Annotated in this window: 15 protein-coding genes; 3 read left to right on the top strand and 12 right to left on the bottom strand. The window is 40.4% G+C overall.

Going from position 1 to position 21442, the window contains the following annotated elements; all coding sequences use genetic code 11:
- Window positions 1–32: 32 nt before the first annotated feature.
- The 5 genes from CS931_RS00740 to CS931_RS00720 all read right to left on the bottom strand — a co-directional run bounded on the left by CS931_RS00740 (window position 33) and on the right by CS931_RS00720 (window position 7986).
- Window positions 33–2261 (bottom strand): glycoside hydrolase family 95 protein, encoded by a 2229-nt coding sequence (locus CS931_RS00740; RefSeq protein ID WP_099203848.1) that lies wholly within the window; start codon window positions 2259–2261, stop codon window positions 33–35.
- Between the two features lie 14 nt (window positions 2262–2275).
- Entirely contained in the window at window positions 2276–4144 is a 1869-nt protein-coding gene (locus tag CS931_RS00735) for a beta-L-arabinofuranosidase domain-containing protein (RefSeq protein WP_099203847.1), read from the bottom strand.
- A 146-nt stretch (window positions 4145–4290) separates the two neighbouring features.
- Window positions 4291–6081, bottom strand: coding sequence for a type 2 periplasmic-binding domain-containing protein (locus tag CS931_RS00730; protein WP_099203846.1), 1791 nt, complete (start codon window positions 6079–6081; stop codon window positions 4291–4293).
- Between the two features lie 42 nt (window positions 6082–6123).
- Complete coding sequence (locus CS931_RS00725) at window positions 6124–7053, bottom strand: carbohydrate ABC transporter permease (protein WP_099203845.1); 930 nt, start codon at window positions 7051–7053, stop codon at window positions 6124–6126.
- 12 nt (window positions 7054–7065) lie between these two features.
- Window positions 7066–7986: an ABC transporter permease gene (locus tag CS931_RS00720; RefSeq protein WP_099203844.1), complete on the bottom strand. Its 921-nt coding sequence runs from the start codon at window positions 7984–7986 to the stop codon at window positions 7066–7068.
- A 483-nt stretch (window positions 7987–8469) separates the two neighbouring features.
- Here CS931_RS00720 and CS931_RS00715 point away from each other — a divergent pair, with 483 nt between their 5' ends.
- The 3 genes from CS931_RS00715 (at window position 8470) to CS931_RS00705 (ending at window position 13558) form a co-directional block, all read left to right on the top strand.
- A complete protein-coding gene (locus tag CS931_RS00715; RefSeq protein WP_099203843.1) occupies window positions 8470–8772 on the top strand; it encodes a hypothetical protein in 303 nt (100 codons plus the stop codon).
- A 43-nt stretch (window positions 8773–8815) separates the two neighbouring features.
- Window positions 8816–10399: a helix-turn-helix domain-containing protein gene (locus tag CS931_RS00710; protein WP_159459702.1), complete on the top strand. Its 1584-nt coding sequence runs from the start codon at window positions 8816–8818 to the stop codon at window positions 10397–10399.
- Between the two features lie 501 nt (window positions 10400–10900).
- Window positions 10901–13558, top strand: a complete 2658-nt coding sequence (locus CS931_RS00705) for a calcium-translocating P-type ATPase, PMCA-type (protein ID WP_099203841.1) — start codon at window positions 10901–10903, stop codon at window positions 13556–13558.
- A 145-nt stretch (window positions 13559–13703) separates the two neighbouring features.
- Here the strand turns inward: CS931_RS00705 and CS931_RS00700 are convergent, their stop codons facing one another.
- The 7 genes from CS931_RS00700 to CS931_RS00670 form a co-directional block, all read right to left on the bottom strand.
- Window positions 13704–15536, bottom strand: a complete 1833-nt coding sequence (locus CS931_RS00700; protein ID WP_099203840.1) for a glycosyltransferase family 2 protein — start codon at window positions 15534–15536, stop codon at window positions 13704–13706.
- Window positions 15533–16114 (bottom strand): dTDP-4-dehydrorhamnose 3,5-epimerase, encoded by a 582-nt coding sequence (rfbC, locus tag CS931_RS00695; RefSeq protein ID WP_099203839.1) that lies wholly within the window; start codon window positions 16112–16114, stop codon window positions 15533–15535. The genes CS931_RS00700 and rfbC overlap by 4 nt, the downstream gene beginning before the upstream one ends.
- Window positions 16115–16189: 75 nt before the next feature.
- On the bottom strand, window positions 16190–17098 hold the full coding sequence (locus CS931_RS00690) for an NAD-dependent epimerase/dehydratase family protein (RefSeq protein ID WP_099203838.1): 909 nt from the start codon (window positions 17096–17098) through the stop codon (window positions 16190–16192).
- Window positions 17095–18444, bottom strand: coding sequence for a lipopolysaccharide biosynthesis protein RfbH (gene rfbH / locus CS931_RS00685; protein WP_242964866.1), 1350 nt, complete (start codon window positions 18442–18444; stop codon window positions 17095–17097). The genes CS931_RS00690 and rfbH overlap by 4 nt, the downstream gene beginning before the upstream one ends.
- A complete protein-coding gene (gene rfbG / locus CS931_RS00680; RefSeq protein WP_200814922.1) occupies window positions 18437–19513 on the bottom strand; it encodes a CDP-glucose 4,6-dehydratase in 1077 nt (358 codons plus the stop codon). Before rfbG ends, rfbH begins: the two co-directional genes overlap by 8 nt.
- Window positions 19492–20268 (bottom strand): glucose-1-phosphate cytidylyltransferase, encoded by a 777-nt coding sequence (gene rfbF, locus CS931_RS00675; RefSeq protein ID WP_099203837.1) that lies wholly within the window; start codon window positions 20266–20268, stop codon window positions 19492–19494. Before rfbF ends, rfbG begins: the two co-directional genes overlap by 22 nt.
- A gap of 269 nt (window positions 20269–20537) precedes the next feature.
- A complete protein-coding gene (locus tag CS931_RS00670; RefSeq protein WP_099204564.1) occupies window positions 20538–21425 on the bottom strand; it encodes a LysR family transcriptional regulator in 888 nt (295 codons plus the stop codon).
- Window positions 21426–21442: the final 17 nt, after the last annotated feature.

Genomic DNA, 21442 nt, shown 5'->3' with positions numbered 1-21442 from the left:
TTTTCACACTTTAATTTTATTTCGACATTTTATCACAACAACAATTTTTCACCAGCTTTTAACATAACTTCATGCTTTTGTCCTTTTGCATATACTGTTGCGTGATAATTCTTCTCCGCTTTTAATTGAGCCGAGCATAACACACCATTTTCCCACGCTAAGTCAACTGTCAGCCCACCTTTTGCGCGCAGTCCCGCAATCTTACCCGTCTGCCATTTGCAGGGTAATGCAGGAAGCAAATATACTTCGTGGGGTGTGCTTTGCAGCAACATATTAGCCACACCAGCAGTGCCACCAAAATTGCCGTCAATCTGAAAAGGAGGGTGATTATCGAATAAGTTTGGCAAAGTAGAATTCATTAATAAGCTATCGATATTCTTGCTTGCCTGTTCTCCCTCACCAAGACGAGCCCAAAAATTCACAATCCATGCTCGACTCCATCCAGTGTGGCCACCGCCGCCTGCTAAGCGACGTTCTAAGGTTTTCTTGGCTGCCTTGGCCAAATCCGGTGTTTTTTCAGGATGAATGCTATTCCCCGGGAATAATGCAAACAAATGAGAGATATGCCTATGCCCCAGTTCTACTTCTTCATAGTCTTGTGGCCACTCTTGAATAGTGCCATTTTTACTGATTTTATTCTTCGGAAGTTTCTTACGCAAAGCAGCTATTTCCTGTGCAAATTCTACATCTCTCTCCATTACCTCGGCTGCTGCTTCATACGCCGAAAACAGTTCTTCTAATATTTGGCTGTCCATGGAACAGCCCTCGCACAATTGAGCTTCTTTTCCATCCTCACGCCGATAGGTATTCTCAGGTGATACTGTAGGAAAAACAACCAGTTCACCCTCGTTATTTTCTGTGAGGTAATCCACAAAAAACAAGCAGGCATCCTGCAGCAAATCGTAATTTTCACGCAAGAATTTCTTATCCAGTGTGTAGGTATAATGCTCCCATATATGCAGGCACAGCCAGGCTGCGCCCATTACCCAATAAGTTGCTGGAATATAAGTATCCTGTGGAGCGGTATCTCCCCAAATATCTGTATTATGATGTGCTACAAAGCCGCGTGCGTTATACATCGATTGCGCCGTTTTAAGACCATTAGGGTGCATACGTCTGATTAAATCAAACAGTGGCTGATGAAGCTCAGACAAATTACAACTTTCAGCCAACCAATAATTCATTTCAGTGTTAATGTTAATGGTATATTTACTGTCCCACGCCGCCAGAAAATCTTTGCACCAAATTCCTTGTAAGTTAGCGGGAAGAGACCCCGGACGGCTGCTTGCAATCAATAGATACCGTCCAAATCGAAAATACAAGGCAACGAGACCTAAATCATCTTGATTTTCTTGAAACAAGCGCAAACGTACATCGGTAGGAGTCGTTTCTGTTATCTCTTCCAAAGAATTCTCTAATTGAAAACTCATACGATTTTCATACTGTTGATAGTCTGCCACATGAGCTTGGCGCAAACTGGCATACTCTTTTCCCATTACCGATTTCAGCAACTCAACACAATACTGTTTGGGCAATTTTTCTCGAAAGGTAGTTGCGGCCGTAATGCAAATGCAAGCCTCTTTTATCCCGGTAAATACCAAATATTCACCCATTACCTCAACTGTTCCCTCTTGTATATTCGCCCCCATTGCACCACAGTATCCTATGCCGTTTTCGCCATCTGTTTTTCCCTCAATACCTACCATGTGATTTCCCAACTGACTGGCAAAATCACACAGGCGGTTACGCACTAACCTTGCATCAAAACTCATCCCTTGCGGACAGTTCGTAGAAAGCTGTATAATGATTGCATTTTCGGGTGCTGAAACTAAAATTTCTCTTTTATATGTATATCCCTCAACATCAAATTGCACGGTCGATATTGCCTCTTCAAGTGACAGACTTCTAACATAGTTATCTGCCTTTTCCGGCAATCCCTGAAAGTTCATCTCCAATTCACCCAAAGTCTGATAACCACGTTGAAACTCCGGTGTACCGGAGAGCGAATAGCGAGTCAAGTCTTGCGCTTTCTGTATCTCTCCCTGACTCATATATTCCCGAATTTTAGGCAAATATTTTTGTGTATCAGGATTATTCCTATCGCGAAATCCCCCTGACCACAACGAATCTTCGTTTAGTTGTATGCGTTCATGGGCAACTCCACCGAATACCATAGAACCCAGTTTTCCATTTCCAAGAGGAAGTGCCTCCTCCCACACCTGCGCCGACTGTTGATACCACAATCTGTTTTCTTGCTTCATATTGTCCTCCGAAATTATCCTTCATTTATTATGGGAAAATATACTGTATACGCTTCATAACCAATATCATACAAGGGAATAAAGCGAAAGTTGTTTGCCTGATTTACAGTTTGGAAGGTTTCTTTCCAGCTTCCCCACTCCCTTTCATTGTCATGTGTCAGCAATTCTTCGGCAGACAGCCCCTGTGCATCTAACCTAGGCTCATTTTCACATAACCCTGCTAGCAACACAGGTCCATATAAAAAGGCTTGTGTATTGGGTTTGTCAGGCAGCGGCCATGTAGAAATTCCTCTGGGCAGTGTGATTCTAATATTGTCACCTTTTTTCCATATTCTTGAGATGGGATAAAAGACTGTTTTCTCTGTAACAGAGATTTCTTCTTTGCCGTTAATGCTGATTTTTGCCGCCCCTTTTACCCACCAAGGAACGCGTACATGTAAAGTGAACTCTACCTCATTTTCTGTTTGAATCTCTACTACCTGTGTAATACAATCAGGCTGACGCGGATATTTCGCCGTATTTTCATGAATATTTTGTTTGCCTGCAGAGTCGCTGGACAGGTGAAAACTACCCGTAAGGGTATCTTTGTTTAACAGGAATCTAACTGTTTCGCCTTCCACTTCAAAAGTAGCATCCACATCAAAATATTGGCATAGATAAACATCTCTACGCTCCTGAAAAAATATGCCCTGTTCCCATGCGGCATTTGCTTGTACCAATGTACCATGACAGCAGAAAAAATCTTGTGTTTCACTTCCCCACCCTTTTTTGGCACCAGCCCGCAGCGGCAGAAAATAACTAAGCAGCCCTTCTTGCGGCTTATCATAGGCTATACCGTTGGTTCCGTTATGCTTCCAATAAGCTTGCGCCATTAGTCCATTATAAATGCCCATTTCTCGATAGTCTGCATAGCTGGCATCTTTTGTCCAGCGAAAAAGAAAATCGGCCAAACGAAGCATATTATAAACCACGCAGTGCTCCTGATTTTTGTCCCCCAACCGAGCTGCCAGTTCTTGCTTGGGCGTCCAAATTTCTCCGCTGGTCTGCCCTCCTGTGGCATATTGCCCTCGTGTTGTAACTGCCTGTCTCCAATAGGCCTCCACAATATCTCTCCACTTTTGTTCACCTGTGACTTCATAAGCGCGAGCACAACCCAGTACCTCTGGAATAGTGGTGTTGGCGTGCATATTGGTTAATACATCTTTGCCTGCCAGTAAAGTGTCAAAGAGTCTAGCACGATAATATCGCTCCATTAAAATCTTATATTTACTCTCCTTGGTGAGCTGATAAAGTTGTACCCAAACCTCCAAAATACCGCCAGTTTCTACATCAAGAATATCATCAAATTGCTGACGGCTGAAACCGGCTGACCATTCTAAAAACCAATCTGCAAATCTTGAAACCACCAAAAGAGCTTCTTGATTGGCCGTAAGCTCATACATATCAGCAAGACCCATAAGCGTTTTGTGTAACGTATATTGAGGTGCCCAAACTTCTTTTCCTTTTGCAATCCAGTCTAAATATTTTTCTGGAATAGATCCTACCCATTTGCCCCCGTTTTCTTCTTGACAAAGAGCCAACTCATGAACAATAACATCTGCTTTTGCCTTGATTTCTTGATCTCCTGTCGAAACAAAATGCATGGCCGCTGCAGAAAGCCAATGGCCCAAAAAATGCCCTCTTAACTGACAGGTTTGTGCCTCCCACCCACCGTGAATTCCATTGGGATGAAAGGGTGCGGTATAACGTCCGGCTTCCAAATTATAATTCAGCAAAAGATTTTCTGATTTCAGACTCATCATATATTCTCTATTTCTGTTTTGTCTACGCAGAAGTTCAGAATCCTTGAGAATAATCTTAGTCCCTCCTATATTTTCTAACATGGTTGACCCTCCTTGGTGTTGACATACTCTTTCTTTGCCATTTCATTTTTATGGATTATTTTGAAAAACGTAAAGAATCCCACACACGAAAGTACACATCCCATGTGGAATTCCTCACTTTATTTTATTTTGTTATCTTTCTTTATTTATTCGGCGCTAGAAACTGCTTCTGCACGTGCATCCACAACTTTTTGATAACTGGTTTTGTCAAATTCAACAAGCTGTTTCCATCCAAGGCCATCCAACTGTGTCTTCATCTCATCCCACATTTGTTTAAATTCTTCTTCACTGCTTGCAAAAATCATTCTCCACGAGGTATCGCAAATGATATTGGCACACTGGCTGCGAATAAGCCCAATGTCTGTTGTATCACTTGGCAATATTAAATTCACACTAGGAACGATATCCAACTGGCCGCTCTTTGTCATTAAATCAACCGGATCTTCTGCATTATAAAGTGCACTCCATTCGGTAGACATTTTGGTCTGATTGGCTTCAATATAAGAAGACCAAAGCTCGACCATATAAGGCTCTCCCGTCAAGGGATTGATTGTGCAGTTGCCATATAAAGATTGATTAATTTTATTTAATCCGTCATTATATCCGCCGCCACCAAATTCGGCAGGAACTTCGCGGTTTTCCATTAAAGCATACATGCCATCTTCTGTTTGCGTAAAGGTTCCGTCTTCGTTTACAGTATAGTTAAAACCTTCTAATCCATCATGATGAAGTGTGTTGGCTTCTGGACTTGCAAACCAATCTAAGAATTCAATAACACGTGCTCGTTTCTCTTCATCTAAATTGGCACCAACTGCAAAAGCACGACCATCTCCATAATAATTGTCGGAGGGCTGGTAGAAGTCCATATCTGCTACAGGTGCATAAATATAGGCATTGCCTTCGTTGGCACGGTCAGTTGTATTCCAGAAACCACGCTGCCAGTTATACCAGTGCAAAAGAACTTGTTTGTTTTTCATCTTGTCACAAGCCGTTTCCCAATCTTGTGTGCCTGAGTCTGGATCTAGCAAACCTCTTTGATTGGCATCAAAGAAAAACTTTAGCATTTTGTAGTAGGCACCGCTATCATCTGTTACCTCAGTCATTTCGCCTTTATTGCTGAGTAGGATAGCACCACGAACTTCTTGACCATACATTTTTGTCAGCTGTGTTGCTGTTTCGATTGTAATCTGTGTACCGCCTTTATCCCAGTCATTCCATAGTGATAACGCATAGTTGGGATCGCCCAATTCATTGGTGGGATGAGCCGTTTGGATTTGCTCTAAAACATCCAACAAATCCTCTAAATCTTTCATTTCCGGATTGCCTATCTCAGAATAATAGTCCCAAGGAAGCCATGGGCTGATGTAAACAAATGGTTCTGAATAAGTAGTCGGTGAAGTGTCATTAATCCCACAAGGAAGACCAAAAATTTTGCCCGCTTCAACACCTTCAAACTGACCGTTATATACATCGTATTGCTCCATAAGCTCTTTCAGATAGGTTGAATTCTTGACATCATCTGTAATTTCCTGTACAAGACCTGCCGTAATGCAGTCTTGCAAATCTGCATTGTCGAGAAGAACGATGTCACCAAGATAGCCAGAGGCTGTACGCGTTTGGTATAAAGCATCTCCATCGCCTGCAACCTGAGGTGCAATAATGTTCATCTCAATATTGAACTTGTCTTTCAAAATTTTTCCGAACCATCCACTTTGAACACCATGATAGTTCGCCGCTACGTTATACATCTCAATGGTGAGGAGTTCTTTGCTATCTGTACTTGTGTTTTCTGCTGCTGCACCTGTGCTGGAAGAATTTACGGCTTTAGAAGCATCTGACTCTGTAGATACTTTTTCATCATCGGAGCATCCCCCCATGGCAAATGAAAACAACAGCATGAAGGCCAATAAAAGCGAAACAACCTTTCTTTTTTTCATAAATATACCTCCGTTAATAATTTATGCACAAATTCGTCCAGCCTATCCTTTCACCGCACCAATCATTATTCCTTTCACAAAATAACGCTGAAAAAATGGATAAACTAACAGAATTGGAGCAACTACAATAATGGTAACGGTCATTCGGATTGATGTTGTTGTCTGCGCTGTTGCTAAAGTCTGCATAGCTGCTGAACCGTTGCTGCTTGCATTCATCAGCATTTTCAAAGAATTTGCTTGATTGAGATATTGATATAACACAAACTGCAAGCTATATAATTTTGAGTCTGTCATAAGCAGTAGCGTGTCTTGAAAAGCATTCCATTGGCCAACCGCTGCAAAAATTGCGATAGTCGTCATGATTGGTGTGATAACAGGAAAGATAATTCTGGTGAAAACTTTCATGGTACCCGCACCGTCAATCTCGGCCGCCTGTTGCAGTTCTTTGGGAATGGATTCAATAAATGTTTTTGTCAAAATGATGTAGAAAGGAGAAACTACACTCGGTAACACATATCCCCAGAAATTATTTGTCAACTTCAAATTTTGCATAGTTAAGAACCATGGAATTATACCTGCATTAAAATACATGGTGATAATGACAAAACGATACCAAAACTTTCTTCGCCACAAGGTTTCACGCGTAAACATATATCCCATAAAGGCTGCAGCAATGACAGTGAGCAGTGTTCCAATTACTGTTCTTCCAATAGAAATCATCGCAGCATTGCCTAAATCAGGAATTTTTAGTGCTTCTATGTAGTTCTTAAAATGTATGTTTTGAGGAAAAAAAAGAATTTTGCCTCGTGCACTCAAATCGTTGGCACTGATGGTATTGATAAAAATGTAGTAAAAGGGGTATACGCAAATCAGTGCAAATAGCGAAAAGAAGGCATAGGTCAGAACAGTAATCAGAATGTCTCCTACTGTCTTTTGTTCTTTAATCTTTCTTATTTTTATTTTTTCCACCATGCGAACCCCCTCTCAAAAAATACTCTCTCCACGTACCAGTTTTGAAGTGCCGTTTGCAAAGCAAAGCAACACAACACTAATTAAACTTTTTAGCATACTCAACGCCGTAGAAACCGAATAACTTCCGCTTCCCATGGCCAAATTGTACACATATAAATCTAACACTTGAATGGATTCTTTATTAAAAGCATTTTGGAACACATAATATTGCTCCATTCCATTTGAAAGGAAGTTTGCGATATTTAACATGAGAAGTACAAAATATGTAGGCAGTATGCAAGGAATCGTGATATGCCAAATCATCTTCATCCTTGAGGCTCCGTCAACTCTGGCTGCTTCATATAATTCTTCATCAATACCGGTAATTGCCGCAATGTACATGATGGCGGCCCATCCTAAATTTTTCCAAGTTAGCCACAGCCACATTGTTAGCCAAACATTTTTAGATGACTGCAAAAATAAAATTGGCGCATCTGTTACACCAATGCTCATCAAAACCTGATTGACAACACCTGTATTACTCATGAGATTAAAAGCGACAGAGTAGACAAGTACCCAGCTGATAAAATTTGGTATGGTTGTAACGGTCTGCACGATTTTTCGAAACCGCATACACTTAATCTCATTCAGAAATACCGCAAAAATCATAGGTAGCCAGGAGGTAAGTAACGTAATCCCACTCATTGCAAAGGTGTTTTTAAGCACCTGCAAAATTTGATTGGTCTTTACAGGATTCTCCACTAAAGAAAGAAACCACTTAAACCCTACAAAATTATCCATTGAGAGTCCGGCAGGCGGGCGGTAGTCAAAAAAAGAATAGACCCAGCCATACAGCGGATAATAGGAGAATACAGCTACCAAAATGAGAAAAGGTAGTATATATAGAAACTCCTTATAAGACCGCAATTTTTTTTTGCTCTTAAAAAAATGCATCTCGTTTACTCCTTTATATGTATTATGTAATCAAGCATAATTTCTGAAGTTCTTTATTGGGAATCTACCTTTTTCAACTTTATACAGGTAAAAAGATACATTATTCAAAACTATCTATCCGAGCAATATTTGCATTCAAAATTTCTTTATTTTTACAAACCCAGTCTGTAATTTACAGTTTAAATATACAAAATTTATATAATCAATCATTTGCATATATCTATTTTAGTAACATTATACACTTTGCTCTTGATGTTGCATTCTCACTTATTGCTCATAATTTTTATTTATTGCTATTTTAGTGTCAGAGTGAAATGCTGCTTTCTTGCTTCCTATTTCCTTGCTCTATTCAAATATCCTTTAGCTGCTTTCCAATCATTACAAATAATAATCTACGGGCTTTTCGATATTGATGTATTATCCTTTCTATGGTATACTTTCGGTTAGCTATTTCTAACCAGTTGTTTTCCATAGAGGTGCCCTATGTATACAAATAATAATCCATCTATTTTTACACAAAAAGAAATTTCTACTGCTCTTCAAATATGGAGCCGAGCATCCATTTCTTTTTTAGATATCCGTCATAACCTCATTTCGCCCGAAGAAACCTTGCGCGGTTATCGGTTGCCTGCCAACACTTTTCTTTATACCAGCGGAAAAGTTGATGTGGCTCTAAACCATACGCTTTACCCTATTAATCGCTTTGGTGTGTTTCATGGCGGCAAAGGAACAGAATTGACGAACCCCTCACTGCGATTGGCTAGAATACTATATGGTGCTGTATAAGCCCTCCGAGCCGCCACTGCATAAAAGCGAATACCTTCATTTAATGGAACAGACTAACCCTTTCCGTCAGCAGTATGGCTTTGCTCCCAGTAACCCTGTCTTTTTTTCAGAAGAACTGAGAAAATTGTATGAGAAATGGAAAAGTCCTACACCATTAAACCTATTTTATGGTAAAACAGCATTTTATCGCTTCGTCTATGAGATATACAAAGAACTTGAGCAAGGTCAAATTCGTATTTTTGAGCCAGATGTAGTTACTATGGCACAGCAATATTTAAATGAACATTACAGAGAGGCCATTTCCATTCAAGATATGTGCCATATATTGGGGATTAGCTACAGTCATTTTCATAGACGCTTTAAGCAACAAACGGGTAAAAGTCCACAAGATTATTTAATACATACTCGTCTATCCGCCGCAAAGAAATTGCTGAATGGCAACGAGGTCACTGTTCGAGAAGTAGGCGAATACTGTGGTTTTCAAGATGAGCGAAACTTTCAAAGACTGTTTTTAAAGCATACCGGACTGTCGCCTAATGCCTATAGAGAGAATACACCGCTACATATGAGAGGTGAAACCGTGGGCAGCCTTATTCCTTTTCCGTATAATAAGCAAGGTCAAGTTAGTTTAGACCAACCCAGTGGAAAAGGAGCTACCTATATGTTTAAACAAATGAGAAACAAAACAATTATTGCAGCAGCATTGTCACTCATGTTGCTGATGTCTGCCTGCGACACAGCACCCCCAGCTAGCAGTGAAGCAAGTTCTTTACCAACTTCGGCAGTGACTAGTCAAACCTCACAAACAGAGGAAACAAGAATTGTCAAGACAGATTCCGGAGATGTAATCGTACCTGCAAAGCCTCAAAAAGTGGTAGGGATAAATTGCTATAATATCTTGAAAAGCTTAGATGAGAATGCCGTGAACATGGATGAACGCGAAGAACTCTCTTACTTTACCGATAGCTACGATTGGGAAGGTCTTATGGCACTAGAACCAGATTTGATTATTGCTTCCTATTTTCAAGGCTCTGAAGAATACATAAAACAGTGTGAGCAAATAGCAGCTACCGTAACCTTTGATGACAATGCCACAATCGAGGAAAAGCAGCTATTTATTGGACAAGCCCTCGGAAAGCAAGAAGAAGCTGAAGTGCAAATCGCAGATTATCAAAATTTTCTGGAAGATAGTATTCAGCAGCTAAAAAATGCCGGTATCTATGGCAGCAAAGTTGCCATTCTTCAATATACCTCTTCTGGTGCTATGTATGCCTACGGAGACAAATTGGGTCGCGGCGGTGACATTTTATTCCATCTTTTAGGATTTAAAGCTACTGATATTGTGCAGACACAGATTATAGACGGCGACGACCCTTATCTGGAATTATCGATGGAAACACTGGCAGATTATGCCGATGTAGACTATATTATTCTCATGCAGCGTGATGAAAGCGTAGAAAAGCTCTATGAAAATGGCGTTTGGAAGAGCCTAAAGCCGGTTCAAGAAGGACATTATTTCTCCATAACCACTGAAGAGTATAATTCACTTTTTAATTCACCCAGTATTGTAGAGGTTCAAAAATCCATTGAACTTTATTTAGAGCGTTTTCAGGAAACTTCTAAATAATTATAGAAATCGTCCCCACCAAAAAGACGCCATTCAGTTCCATAATTAGAGCTGAATGGCGTCTTTTTGGTATATTGCTTACTAGGAATATTTTTTCAAGCCTTTTAGATATATCATAATCTTTGCAGTTTAGGCTGCGTTTCTATTCCAAGAAGAATTCTTGCAGCAGCATAATTATGTGTTCATGCCTAAAATTTATAGATTGAGATGACCATGAAAATACAATAGCAATCTTGCAACCGCCGTATATAAGTATTGACAAACACCTATTCAATGTGGCATACTATTTAGACAATTTAAAACACTCGTGAGGGAGTAGTTTGCGCAGGAATTTGCGTGTCAAGTCAACACACTGACCATGTAACGGTCTGGCTTGTCTTAATGAACGAGACTCATGTATAGCTTTGCTATACATGGTCTTTTTTTTGACTCGTGTATAGTATTACTATGCACGAGTTTTTTATTTTGTAAAAAAACGGCATGTATATGGAGGAAATTTGGATGAATGAGTTCCAAGAAGAAAAACAAGACCTGATCTGTCGATTAAAAACCGATGAGGTCGCCGGACTTTCTAGTGCTCAAATTGAAAGCAACCGCAGCAAGTATGGGAATAATATGCTTACACGAGAAAAACCAGAATCACTTTTTAAGCGTATTATAGCGGCTGCCAGCGAACCGATGATTTTAATGCTGATTATGGCAGGTGTCATTGCGCTGGTGGTCAATATTATTCGTGCTTCTACTGGTTCTGAAGCAGACTTTTTGGAATGCGTGGGTATCTTTGCCGCAATTTCCCTCTCAGTTCTAATCACCGTGGTCATGGAAGGAAAAAGTGCCAAAGCATTTGAAGCTTTATCTAAGATTAGTGACGATACGGTTATCAAAGTATTGCGCAATGGTGACACACAGATGTTAAGCCAGAGAGAGCTTGTTGTAGGCGACATTATTCTGCTCTCAGCAGGTGATAAGGTACCTGCAGATGGCAGACTTTTACAAAGTTCTGGCTTGACGGCAGATGAATCAGCCTTAACGGGAGAAAGTGTTCCCGCCAAAAAAGAGGCAGAATATAGTATTGATGATGCAAAAACGCCGCTTGCTGAACGAGCCAATATGCTGTATTCAGGTAACTTCATAACCAGCGGAAACTGCAAAATGATGGTAACTGCCGTTGGTGACAACACCGAATTTGGAAAAATTGCCAAAGAGCTTACCTCGACAGAGCGCAGCAGTACACCCCTACAAGAAAAGCTTGCCCGTCTAGGCAAGACAATTACCATCTTGGGCGTCATTGCCGCCGCTGTTGTTTTTATTTCTGAATTAATCTCTTTTGCAATGTCAGGCGGGCTTCATCTGGAAGAAGTCCTTGAAGCCTTTGTCACCAGCATTGTCTTGATTGTTGCCGCTGTACCGGAGGGCTTGCCAACAATTGTTGCGGTGTCATTATCTATCAATATCATAAAGCTTTCTCAGCAAAATGCTTTGGTTAAAAAAATGATTGCCTCCGAAACAGTGGGATGCATCAATGTAATCTGTTCTGATAAAACAGGAACTTTAACTGAAAACAAAATGACTGTTTCGGCTTATTATGACGGAAGATGGCATGAACATGCTGATGAACTGACCTCAGATTGGCTGATTCATAACGTCTGCCTAAACACAACAGCAGATATTTCTCAAGATGGAACTTTTATTGGCAACCCTACTGAATGTGCCATGCTAAATTTTTATGAAAACTCATCAGCACGCAAGAACAGTGGTAAATCTTATAAAGACGAACGTTCTGATCATGATGTTCTACACGCATTCCCGTTCTCATCAGAATTAAAACATATGACCACCATTAGCAAAGTGGACGGAAAGATTATCTCTTATGTGAAAGGCAGCCCAGAATGCGTTTTTTCTATGTGTTCTCTTTCTGACAATGAGAAGAGCAATGCCGAGCATTTTATCACAAAATCACAAGAAAAATCTATGCGTGTAATTGCATTTGCCCATAAAGAACTTGACCAAATGAAAGATTACGAAGATGAACACCACCATGCCGCCATGGAAACAGATATGATTTTTGACGGCTTTGTTGCAATTTCTGACCCATTACGTGCCGATGTATATGAAGCCGTGAAAAACTGTCGTATGGCAGGCATCGATTTAAAAATTCTTACCGGCGATAATATTGTTACAGCAAAAGCGATTGCAGATGAACTACATATATTAAGCGATGAGCGAATTGCAGTTGAAGCACGAGAAGTCGCAGAACTTAGCGATGAAGAACTACTTAAACTACTGCCCAAAATCAGTGTAATTGCTCGCAGTACCCCCACCATTAAGATGCGTGTTGTCAAACTGTTAAAATCCCAGGGAAATGTGGTTGCCGTTACCGGTGATGGAATCAATGATGCACCTGCACTGAAAAATGCAGATGTCGGGATTGCTATGGGTATATCGGGAACAGAGGTCTCTAAACAGGCAAGTGATATCGTTCTTCTCGATGATTCTTTTTCTACCATTGTCAAAGCAATTGCTTGGGGACGTGGCATTTATGAGAACTTTAAGCGGTTTATTCAATTTCAGTTAACGGTCAATGTTTCCTCTGTTATCGTTGTGTTTACTTCCATTTTACTCGGGCTAAAAGCTCCTTTTACCGCTCTACAGCTATTGTGGATTAACATTATCATGGATGGCCCCCCGGCACTCACCTTGGGACTAGAACCAATTTATGATGACTTAATGGCCCGTAAGCCAACAAAAAGGAGTGACAATATCCTTTCTCGAACCATGTTGACCCGAATCGGTCTAACGGGCGTATATATCTCGGTCGTTTTTCTATGCCAGTATGTATTCAATTTTTTGGGAGCAGCCGAAGAAGAAACCACAACTGTGCTATTCACTTTATTTGCTTTATTCCAGCTGTTTAATGCCTTTAACTGCCGAGAACTTCACACCACCAGCATTTTCAAACATTTGCTAAAAAACAGAATTATGCTAATTGTAATTTCCATCACGTTTATTCTGCAAATACTAATCATACAATTTGCCGGTGCGTTTTTTGGTACCGTTCCATTGGAGCTAGCCATGTGGGTTAAACTTCTTGCGCTAAGCTTTAGTGCCATTATTCTATCTGAAATCGTAAAACTAGTCTTGAGAAAAAAGCAATCTTGAGACAGACCGTTTTCTAATTAATAACCCAAAAGATGCCTCTTCCTTACTTGGAAGAAGCATCTTTTTCTTATAAAAAACCTTAACATCTTTAGCTTTAAAATGTCTATTGCTTTTTCTTTTTGTCGTGTTAAATAGAATTTTATCCTTACTCTTTCATATGTGCATAATAATAAAACCCGATTGTATCCAGTGCTTGTGACATCGCTTCTCCTACATAGAGAGGAGATTGAACATGCTTTGCCAGCTGTCCTAAAAGCGCAGCAGAAGCCCATCCTCGTTTCCTTTCTAAGGTTGCTATCATCGAATTTTGCTGCAAATACAGCCTCACATGTTCAGGGTTTAAGTAATTCAAACGCTCTTTTCCAAAAGGAAATGCCAATGAAACAAAGGACTGAATATTGACGAGATTCAGTGCATTTGAAAGATAAAATAAAATCATACCACCCGGTTTAATTTTATTGCATAGTTCAGTAAGCAGTTTTTTCCAATTGTTATAATCTTCCAGCGGTCTGCCCAAATAGATATAATCATATTTCTTGTCTTGAAAAGCTTCTGTCAACAACCCTAGAATATTTTCTTCGCTCTTAGCACTGCAAAAAGATTGGCTAAGCATTCTTAAATCTCTTGTATATTGTAATTCTGATGTTATGCTATCAATATTTGTCTCGATTTCTTTCTTTCGCAGAATATTTCCTATCTGCAAAAGAGTATCACCAAATCCAGCATCTATCCCCAAAATATCTGCCTGTTTAGTCGCCGGCAAATCCATCGCCTGTAATCTTGTGCAAAGCTGATAATCATAGTAGGCTCCATTATTCCATGGGTCTGCTTGGTGCTTTGCTATAAAAAGCTCACGCCCTTTTTGCAGTGTATTTTCTTTAATTTGTGCTTCTCTGCCTGTTACACTGCCATAATGATGACAAAAAACATTTCGGCACAACACCTGACGATAGCCCGCCCGACGAGCTCGCAAAGACAAATCATCATCCCAAAATTCCATTGTACGAAAGTAGCGGTCTCCAAACCCAATTGCATTTAATTTTTCTAAATCATACAAAGCGATTACCGGCAGAATGCGAGAACGCTGTTCCCATTGTGTCGGATCATCTTGGTTATGTTTTGCTGCAAACTGTGCCATTTCTTCTAGGTTTGCGTAGGATTCTGCCGTAGACTGAAAATTGGACACATTGGGTGTTGTAGGCGTGGCACTAATAAAATTGGGGTTAGCCTGAAGGCAGCGATATAATAGCGTGAGCCAGTCTTTGGTAACCACAGTATCATTGCTGACGAAAGCCATGTAGCGGCCCTCACACACCCTCATAGCCGAAGTAAACGCCATCATACGCACATTTTGTTTGAAGCAAAGAATTTTTGCCTCTGGAATGGATTCAAAATAGTCTTGCGTATTATCTTGACTTCCATGATTGATTAAAATTAATTCATAAGCAATTTCTGCTTGTTTGGTTTCTCTGCGTATACTTTCTACACAGCGCTTGGTATATTCCAACTTATCTTTTGCCGGAACGAAAATAGATACTTCATACTTGCTTTTTTGAAAGTCTACTGCTGTATTCTGATGATGCTCAGCAAACTCATTCTTGTAGTAGTAATTCCATCTTTCTGGAAAAGGGTGAACGTATGCCCAAAAATATAATTCTTCGCGCAGCTCTTGTAAAAAGCAAGGCAGCTGCCAACGTACCCAATTCGGAACCTCACTCTGCTCGAAAGATTCCTTTATTTTATCCAAGGTAAAGCGTATATTTTTTATTTGCTCGGCAAAAAAGCTTTCTTTTAATGCAGATAGATTTCCCCCGGACTCCTCTATCCACAACAATTCTTCTGCAAGAATCTCCACAAATCCGTTGGCCTGATTTGGCCACTGCGCTGCCATTTGTTCTGCTGTATCCAGCATTCTTGCAAAGCATTCTATTATTTGTTGTGCATTTTCATCCGCAGCAAAATGGTAGTCTGTTCTCATCCCAGAACCTCCTCTGGCAACACTTGTGCTTTCTCACACTCCTTTAACGTAAAAAACTTTTGGTCTCTTGGTGACAACTGCACCTCATCAACTAAATGCAGTGGCCACTTTATATCGATATCTGTATCATTCCAAATAATTCCGGTATCAGATTCTGCCAGATACCTGCCGTGACATTGATAGCTGACACGTGCTGTCGGTGATAATACTAAATATCCATGCGCAAATCCTGCTGGAATATACAATGACTGATTTTCTACATTATCCAGATAAAAGCCTTCCCATTCTCCAAATGTTTTTGAATGACGCCGCAAATCAAGTGCTACATCAAAAATGCGCCCCTCTAAACAAGAAATCAACTTTGCTTGAGGTTCTTTAGATTGAAAGTGCATTCCTCGCAATACCCCTTTGTGCGACTGACTTTCAAAGCATTCTTGAATTTGAATATCGATTCCCTTTGATTTAAAAATGTCTTTCTCGAATCGCTTAATAAAAAAGCCCCTATCATCTTGATTATAAAATGGGGAAATAAGCCGTAAACCTTTCAATCGAGTTTCCTGAATCGTCAATTCTCTCATGAAGTATCTCCTTCTCCTTAATTAATTTTCGCGGATCTATTACCGCCTATTTTCCTCTTTGGGCTACTCTTTTTCTTATTCCATACTTTCTTGAATCCACTTCATTGTTCGTTCTACGCCTTCACGAAAGCTGATTTCAGGTATAAATCCGGTATCTGTATGAAGAGGAGTTGTATCAAACGCATTAGCAGACAAAGAGCCTCCCTCAAAAGAAACTTTCCCAAAAACAGGTGTTTTGTGAGGGGCTACCGTCAGACAAAGCTCTTGGATAAAATCTCTCAAAGGGCGCACTTTCCCGCTTCCAATGGTATAGGCTGAAAATGGAACACCTCGCTCACCCAACAAACGCATTGCTCTTACCGCATCGTCTATATGGAGAAAATCGTAGTTTTGCGTAGCGGCGGTAAAATTCAGTTCTTCGTCCCGAATAATTTTGCGCAGGGTACTGTTTAGCAGGCGAGGTGAGTATTCCCCTTCTCCATACACATTGGTAATTACCGCCCATATATGTTCAATTTCCAATTCTGCCGCTGCGCAGCGACTCATCTGATGAGCAGCTAATTTCGCAGCCGAATAAATATATCCCTTACCGGGCCTTATCTGCGGTTCGGCCGATGCCGCAAGCATCTCTTGCTCCATGATACTGCCTGCACCAATAAATCGGCTGCACCCAAGTAATTTTGCTACCTGCACGGCTTCTACTGTAGCTTCCACATTAAAAAGTTGTCTGTTCACGTCTTTTCGTCCTTCACCAGACGTTCCTGACCAAGCTAGGTGGTAAAATACATCCCACCGTTCTTCTGTCAGCTCCGGCAGCCTTGATAACTCTGCCAAGTCAAGCGTAACCGGTATTAAGTTCGGACTCTCTTCTGTGTCATTATGTATTCTTGTGACCGCCAACACCCGAACACCTTGCTGCAATAGTTCTTTGGTCAGCGCACGTCCTATGAATCCATTTGCGCCTGTTACTACTGCACTCTTCATATAGCCATCCCCTGCTTTTTAATAGCCAAGATTATTTCATCTGCCATTTTATCTAATTGCTTATTGGTCATCCCAGGGTAAACTCCTACCCAGAATGTATCGTACAAAGTGCGGTCTGTATTGACAAGTGGAGTTGCTACTCTATAGTCCACGCCATCTTCCAGTCCTTCAAAACACGGGTGACGAAGAATATTGCCGGCAAACAACATTCTTGTTTGAATCCCTCTATCTTCTAAATGAGCAATAAGAGTATTGCGGCTGACACCATTTTTACAGGTGACTAAAAAACCAAACCAGCTAGGCAACGAATTAGGACAAGGTTCTGGCAGCATCAGAAAATCTTCATAGGCTTGTAATCTTTCTTTTAAATAGTCAAAATTATCTCGACGGCGAAGAACAAACTTTGGTAATTTTTCGAGCTGCGCAACACCGATTGCCGCCTGCATATCAGTTGCTTTCAGATTATACCCGAAATGAGAATATACATATTTGTGATCATACCCCATTGGCAATTTCCCATATTGCTTACTAAAGCGATGTCCGCAGCGGTTATCTTGGCCAGAATTACAAATGCAGTCTCTGCCCCAATCTCGCAATGAGCGAATAATTTTATGTAGTAACGGATTTTTTGTGTAGACAGCCCCGCCCTCTCCCATTGTGATATGATGTGGCGGATAAAAACTAGATGTCCCTATATCACCGACGCTTCCTGTCTTGCGCCAGATCTTATCTAAATAATACTCTGAACCTAGCGCATCACAGTTATCTTCAATCAGCCAAAGATTATTTTTGTCGCAAAAATCTTTTACTGCTCCCAAATCAAACGGATTACCCAATGTATGCGCTATCATTACCGCTTTTGTTTTATTGGTCAAAGCTTGCTCCAACTGAGAAATGTTGATGTTATATTCTGGGATGGTAATATCGATAAACACAGGGATGGCCCCATATTGAATGACAGGGGCTAATGTTGTGGGAAAACAAGCAGCCACTGTGATAATCTCGTCTCCCGGCAACACTCGCCTAGCTTTTAGCAAGGGAGAAGTGAGCGCCATAAAAGCCAAAAGGTTGGCAGAAGAACCCGAGTTAACTACGCTGCAAAAAGATACTCCGATATACTCTGCCAAACCGCTCTCAAATTGCTCCGTATACTCGCCGGCAGTCAGCCAAAAATCCAACGCACTGTCCACCAGATTTTTCATCTCCGCACTGTCATATACCCGACCTGAATACGGAATTCGTTCTGGTTCTTCTGTATCCTTTGCCTGATGAAATTGACTCCAGTATTCTTCCACCAATTGTAAAACTGCTTCTTTTGCTTCTGATTGACTCATCTGCTCAAACACTGACATTCCCTCCTGCTCTATACTCATCCATTTGCTTTTTCATCAATTGCCTAACATCTTCACCGTTGTGATATCCTTTTGTCCATTCCACCGTTTTTTCGACCGCTTGTTTAACGTTCCAATGTGGTTTCCAGTCAAATGTACCAGCCATTTTTGAACAATCTAACTGGAGCAGGTTGGCCTCTGGAAAAAACTCCGCATTTGAAGATATTTTCCAGCTCATATCCTCACCCCAGCTTTCACAAAATAGCCGCACCAATTCTAAATTATTAATGCAATCTTCTTTTGCTGGCCCAACATTGTAGCTGCCTGACATTTTTGGATTGCAATACTGCTGCTCTGCCACTAACAAATAAGCGAATAAAGGCTCTAATACATGCTGATAAGGTCTTGTTGCAGATGGATTGCGCAAAAATACTGGTTGCTTTTCTAAAGCAGCGCGAATACAATCAGGAATAATTCGATTGGCCGCAAAATCGCCACCGCCAATTACATTTCCTGCTCGCATAGATGAAATACCGGTATGAGATTGTGAAAAAAAAGAGTCTTGATAGCATTGGGTAACCAATTCTGAACAAGATTTACTGCTTGAATATGGATCGTGTCCTCCCAGTGCATCTGTTTCTCGATAACCCCAAACCCACTCTTCATTTCGGTATACTTTGTCTGTTGTGATATTTACAACCGAGCCTACAGAGTCGTTATGTCGCACGCAGTCTAGCAAATGAACGGTTCCCATCACATTGGTGTCATAGGTCAAAACCGGGTCAAGGAATCCCTGTTGCACCAACGGTTGCGCTGCCAAATGAAAAACCACATCTGGGCGTGCCTGATGAAAAGCATCTTGTAACGATGAAATATCTCGAATATCCGCAATCGTTGACCGAACTGAATCGCCTAACCTGCTCAACTGATATAAACTATTTTTTTCAGGGTCTAACGCGTAGCCATATACTTCTGCGCCCAACTCCAATAATATTTGACACAACCAAGATCCCTTAAATCCAGTATGGCCTGTTACAAAGACACGCTTATTTCGGTAAAAATCTACTTGTTCCAGATTTTCCAAGGTGCATCTCCTTTTTCCCATAATTTTTCTAGCAGCATTCTATCTCGTTGCGTATCCATACACTGCCAATAATCTATATGCCGAAATGCACTTAATTTATGATTTTGAGCCAGTTTTTCTAACGGGCTTTGTTCAAATACGGTATTATCACCCTCAATATAATCAAATACTTCAGGTTCTAGCACCATAAACCCACCATTAATCCACCCCACATCTAACCCAGATTTCTCACGGAAAGATGTGATATGGTTATCCTCAATATCTGCTACGCCGAAACGACCTTCTGGCTGCACAACGGTGATGGTCGCTGCTGTACCGCAAGTTTGGTGAAACTGCAACAGCTTATTTAAATCGACGTTAGATACACCATCTCCATACGTCAGCATAAACGGGTTATTCCCGATATAAGGCTGAATGCGTTTAATTCGTCCACCTGTCATGGTATTTAACCCGGTATCCACTACGGTTACTTGCCAAGGTTCTGCCGCATTATGGTGAATCTCGATTGTATTGCCGTTGCGATAATCAAACGTCATATCGCTGTGATAAAGGAAATAATCAGCGAAATATCGCTTAATTACCTCACTGCGATAGCCACAACAAATAATGAACTCATTAAACCCCTGTGCCGCATAGTTTTTCATAATATGCCATAAGATTGGTCTACCCCCAATCTCAATCATTGGTTTTGGTTTCAAATGAGAATCTGCAGCAATTCGAGTTCCTAAACCACCGGCCAGCAAAACTACTTTCATGTATTACGCACCTCCATATTAACTATAGAAACCTACTTGCTTTATCCTATTCATCGTCTATGCTTATTGTGAAGAAAATAAAGCGCAGTGCTGCCATAAATATCCACATACTCTTAGAAGATAAAAACAGACAAAATCTCTTTGAAAATAGCGAAGGCACCGAAAACTTATTTTTAAAGTCTTCAGTGCCTTCGCTATTCATCGCTACAACATCAGTATGCGTAAATCTTCTTTTCCATTACGATTTTCAAATTATTCGACAAGAGCGTTTACCCTATCATTAGCTCTATGAACCTCTTCGTCGCTGTAGAGAGTGGCATGTCTTTTTTGATGACGACATGTAAACTGCGATTAGGTATCACCTCTTGCACGTTGAGCATGAATAAATCACCTTTCTTCAACTCTTCTTGCACATGTTCTTTCATGACACAACCAATGCCCAGCCCTTTAATCGCAAATTCTACGATTAAATCTAAATTGCTTAATTCAATTTGTGGGCTGATTGTAATACCATGAGATAAAAAATAGTCCTCCATAAAAAATCGAGTGCTACCACCTTTTTGCAGCATAATTAAGGGGTAGTTGTCTACCAACGAATGAATCGAAATCGTATTTTGACATAAATGTTTGTATTGTTGGCCAACAACAAAGTAATCTTGCATTTTTAGTGTTTTAACTACAACAAAATCATCACTTTGAATATGATGTGGATTGATGATCCCTATGTCGATTTCTCCTTTTTCCAATAGCTGAGAAATCTTGGTGCTTGACTCATCTTGTATTGACAAATGAATGGCAGGATATCTGCGGTTATATTCTGTAATATCATCTAACAAGTCATATTTACAGACAGAACTACAAACTGCTAGTCTTAACTCACCAGATGTCATCTCTTTTAATTGAAAAAATCTGTTTTCTCCTGCTTTTATCAAGCTATAGCCTTGTTCAATATATTGATACAGAACTTTTCCCTCTGCCGTTAAAGAAACACCTCTTGCGTTTCTTTGAAACAAAAGTCCTCCTAACTGGTTTTCAAGTTGCTTAATGGCCTGACTAATTGCAGGTTGCGATGTATAAAGCTGTTTTGCAGCTTTAGAAAAACTTCCCAGTGTTGCGGTAGTATAAAAAACTTTATATAACTCAAAATTAATACTCATATAATTTTTCAATATAT

This window comes from Scatolibacter rhodanostii, from assembly GCF_900197595.1.
GTDB lineage: Bacteria > Bacillota > Clostridia > Oscillospirales > Acutalibacteraceae > Scatolibacter > Scatolibacter rhodanostii.
Note: the sequence above shows the minus strand (reverse complement) of the source record. Positions and strands in the feature narration are given on the sequence as shown.

Excerpts from the sequence above, each read along its gene's own strand:
- CS931_RS00740 (WP_099203848.1), bottom strand. The coding sequence starts at position 2,261 with ATGAAGCAAGAAAACAGATTGTGGTATCAACAGTCGGCGCAGGTGTGG.
- CS931_RS00735 (WP_099203847.1), bottom strand. The coding sequence starts at position 4,144 with ATGTTAGAAAATATAGGAGGGACTAAGATTATTCTCAAGGATTCTGAA.
- CS931_RS00730 (WP_099203846.1), bottom strand. The coding sequence starts at position 6,081 with ATGAAAAAAAGAAAGGTTGTTTCGCTTTTATTGGCCTTCATGCTGTTG.
- CS931_RS00725 (WP_099203845.1), bottom strand. The coding sequence starts at position 7,053 with ATGGTGGAAAAAATAAAAATAAGAAAGATTAAAGAACAAAAGACAGTA.
- CS931_RS00720 (WP_099203844.1), bottom strand. The coding sequence starts at position 7,986 with ATGCATTTTTTTAAGAGCAAAAAAAAATTGCGGTCTTATAAGGAGTTT.
- CS931_RS00715 (WP_099203843.1), top strand. The coding sequence starts at position 8,470 with ATGTATACAAATAATAATCCATCTATTTTTACACAAAAAGAAATTTCT.
- CS931_RS00710 (WP_159459702.1), top strand. The coding sequence starts at position 8,816 with ATGGAACAGACTAACCCTTTCCGTCAGCAGTATGGCTTTGCTCCCAGT.
- CS931_RS00705 (WP_099203841.1), top strand. The coding sequence starts at position 10,901 with ATGAATGAGTTCCAAGAAGAAAAACAAGACCTGATCTGTCGATTAAAA.
- CS931_RS00700 (WP_099203840.1), bottom strand. The coding sequence starts at position 15,536 with ATGAGAACAGACTACCATTTTGCTGCGGATGAAAATGCACAACAAATA.
- rfbC (WP_099203839.1), bottom strand. The coding sequence starts at position 16,114 with ATGAGAGAATTGACGATTCAGGAAACTCGATTGAAAGGTTTACGGCTT.
- CS931_RS00690 (WP_099203838.1), bottom strand. The coding sequence starts at position 17,098 with ATGAAGAGTGCAGTAGTAACAGGCGCAAATGGATTCATAGGACGTGCG.
- rfbF (WP_099203837.1), bottom strand. The coding sequence starts at position 20,268 with ATGAAAGTAGTTTTGCTGGCCGGTGGTTTAGGAACTCGAATTGCTGCA.
- CS931_RS00670 (WP_099204564.1), bottom strand. The coding sequence starts at position 21,425 with ATGAGTATTAATTTTGAGTTATATAAAGTTTTTTATACTACCGCAACA.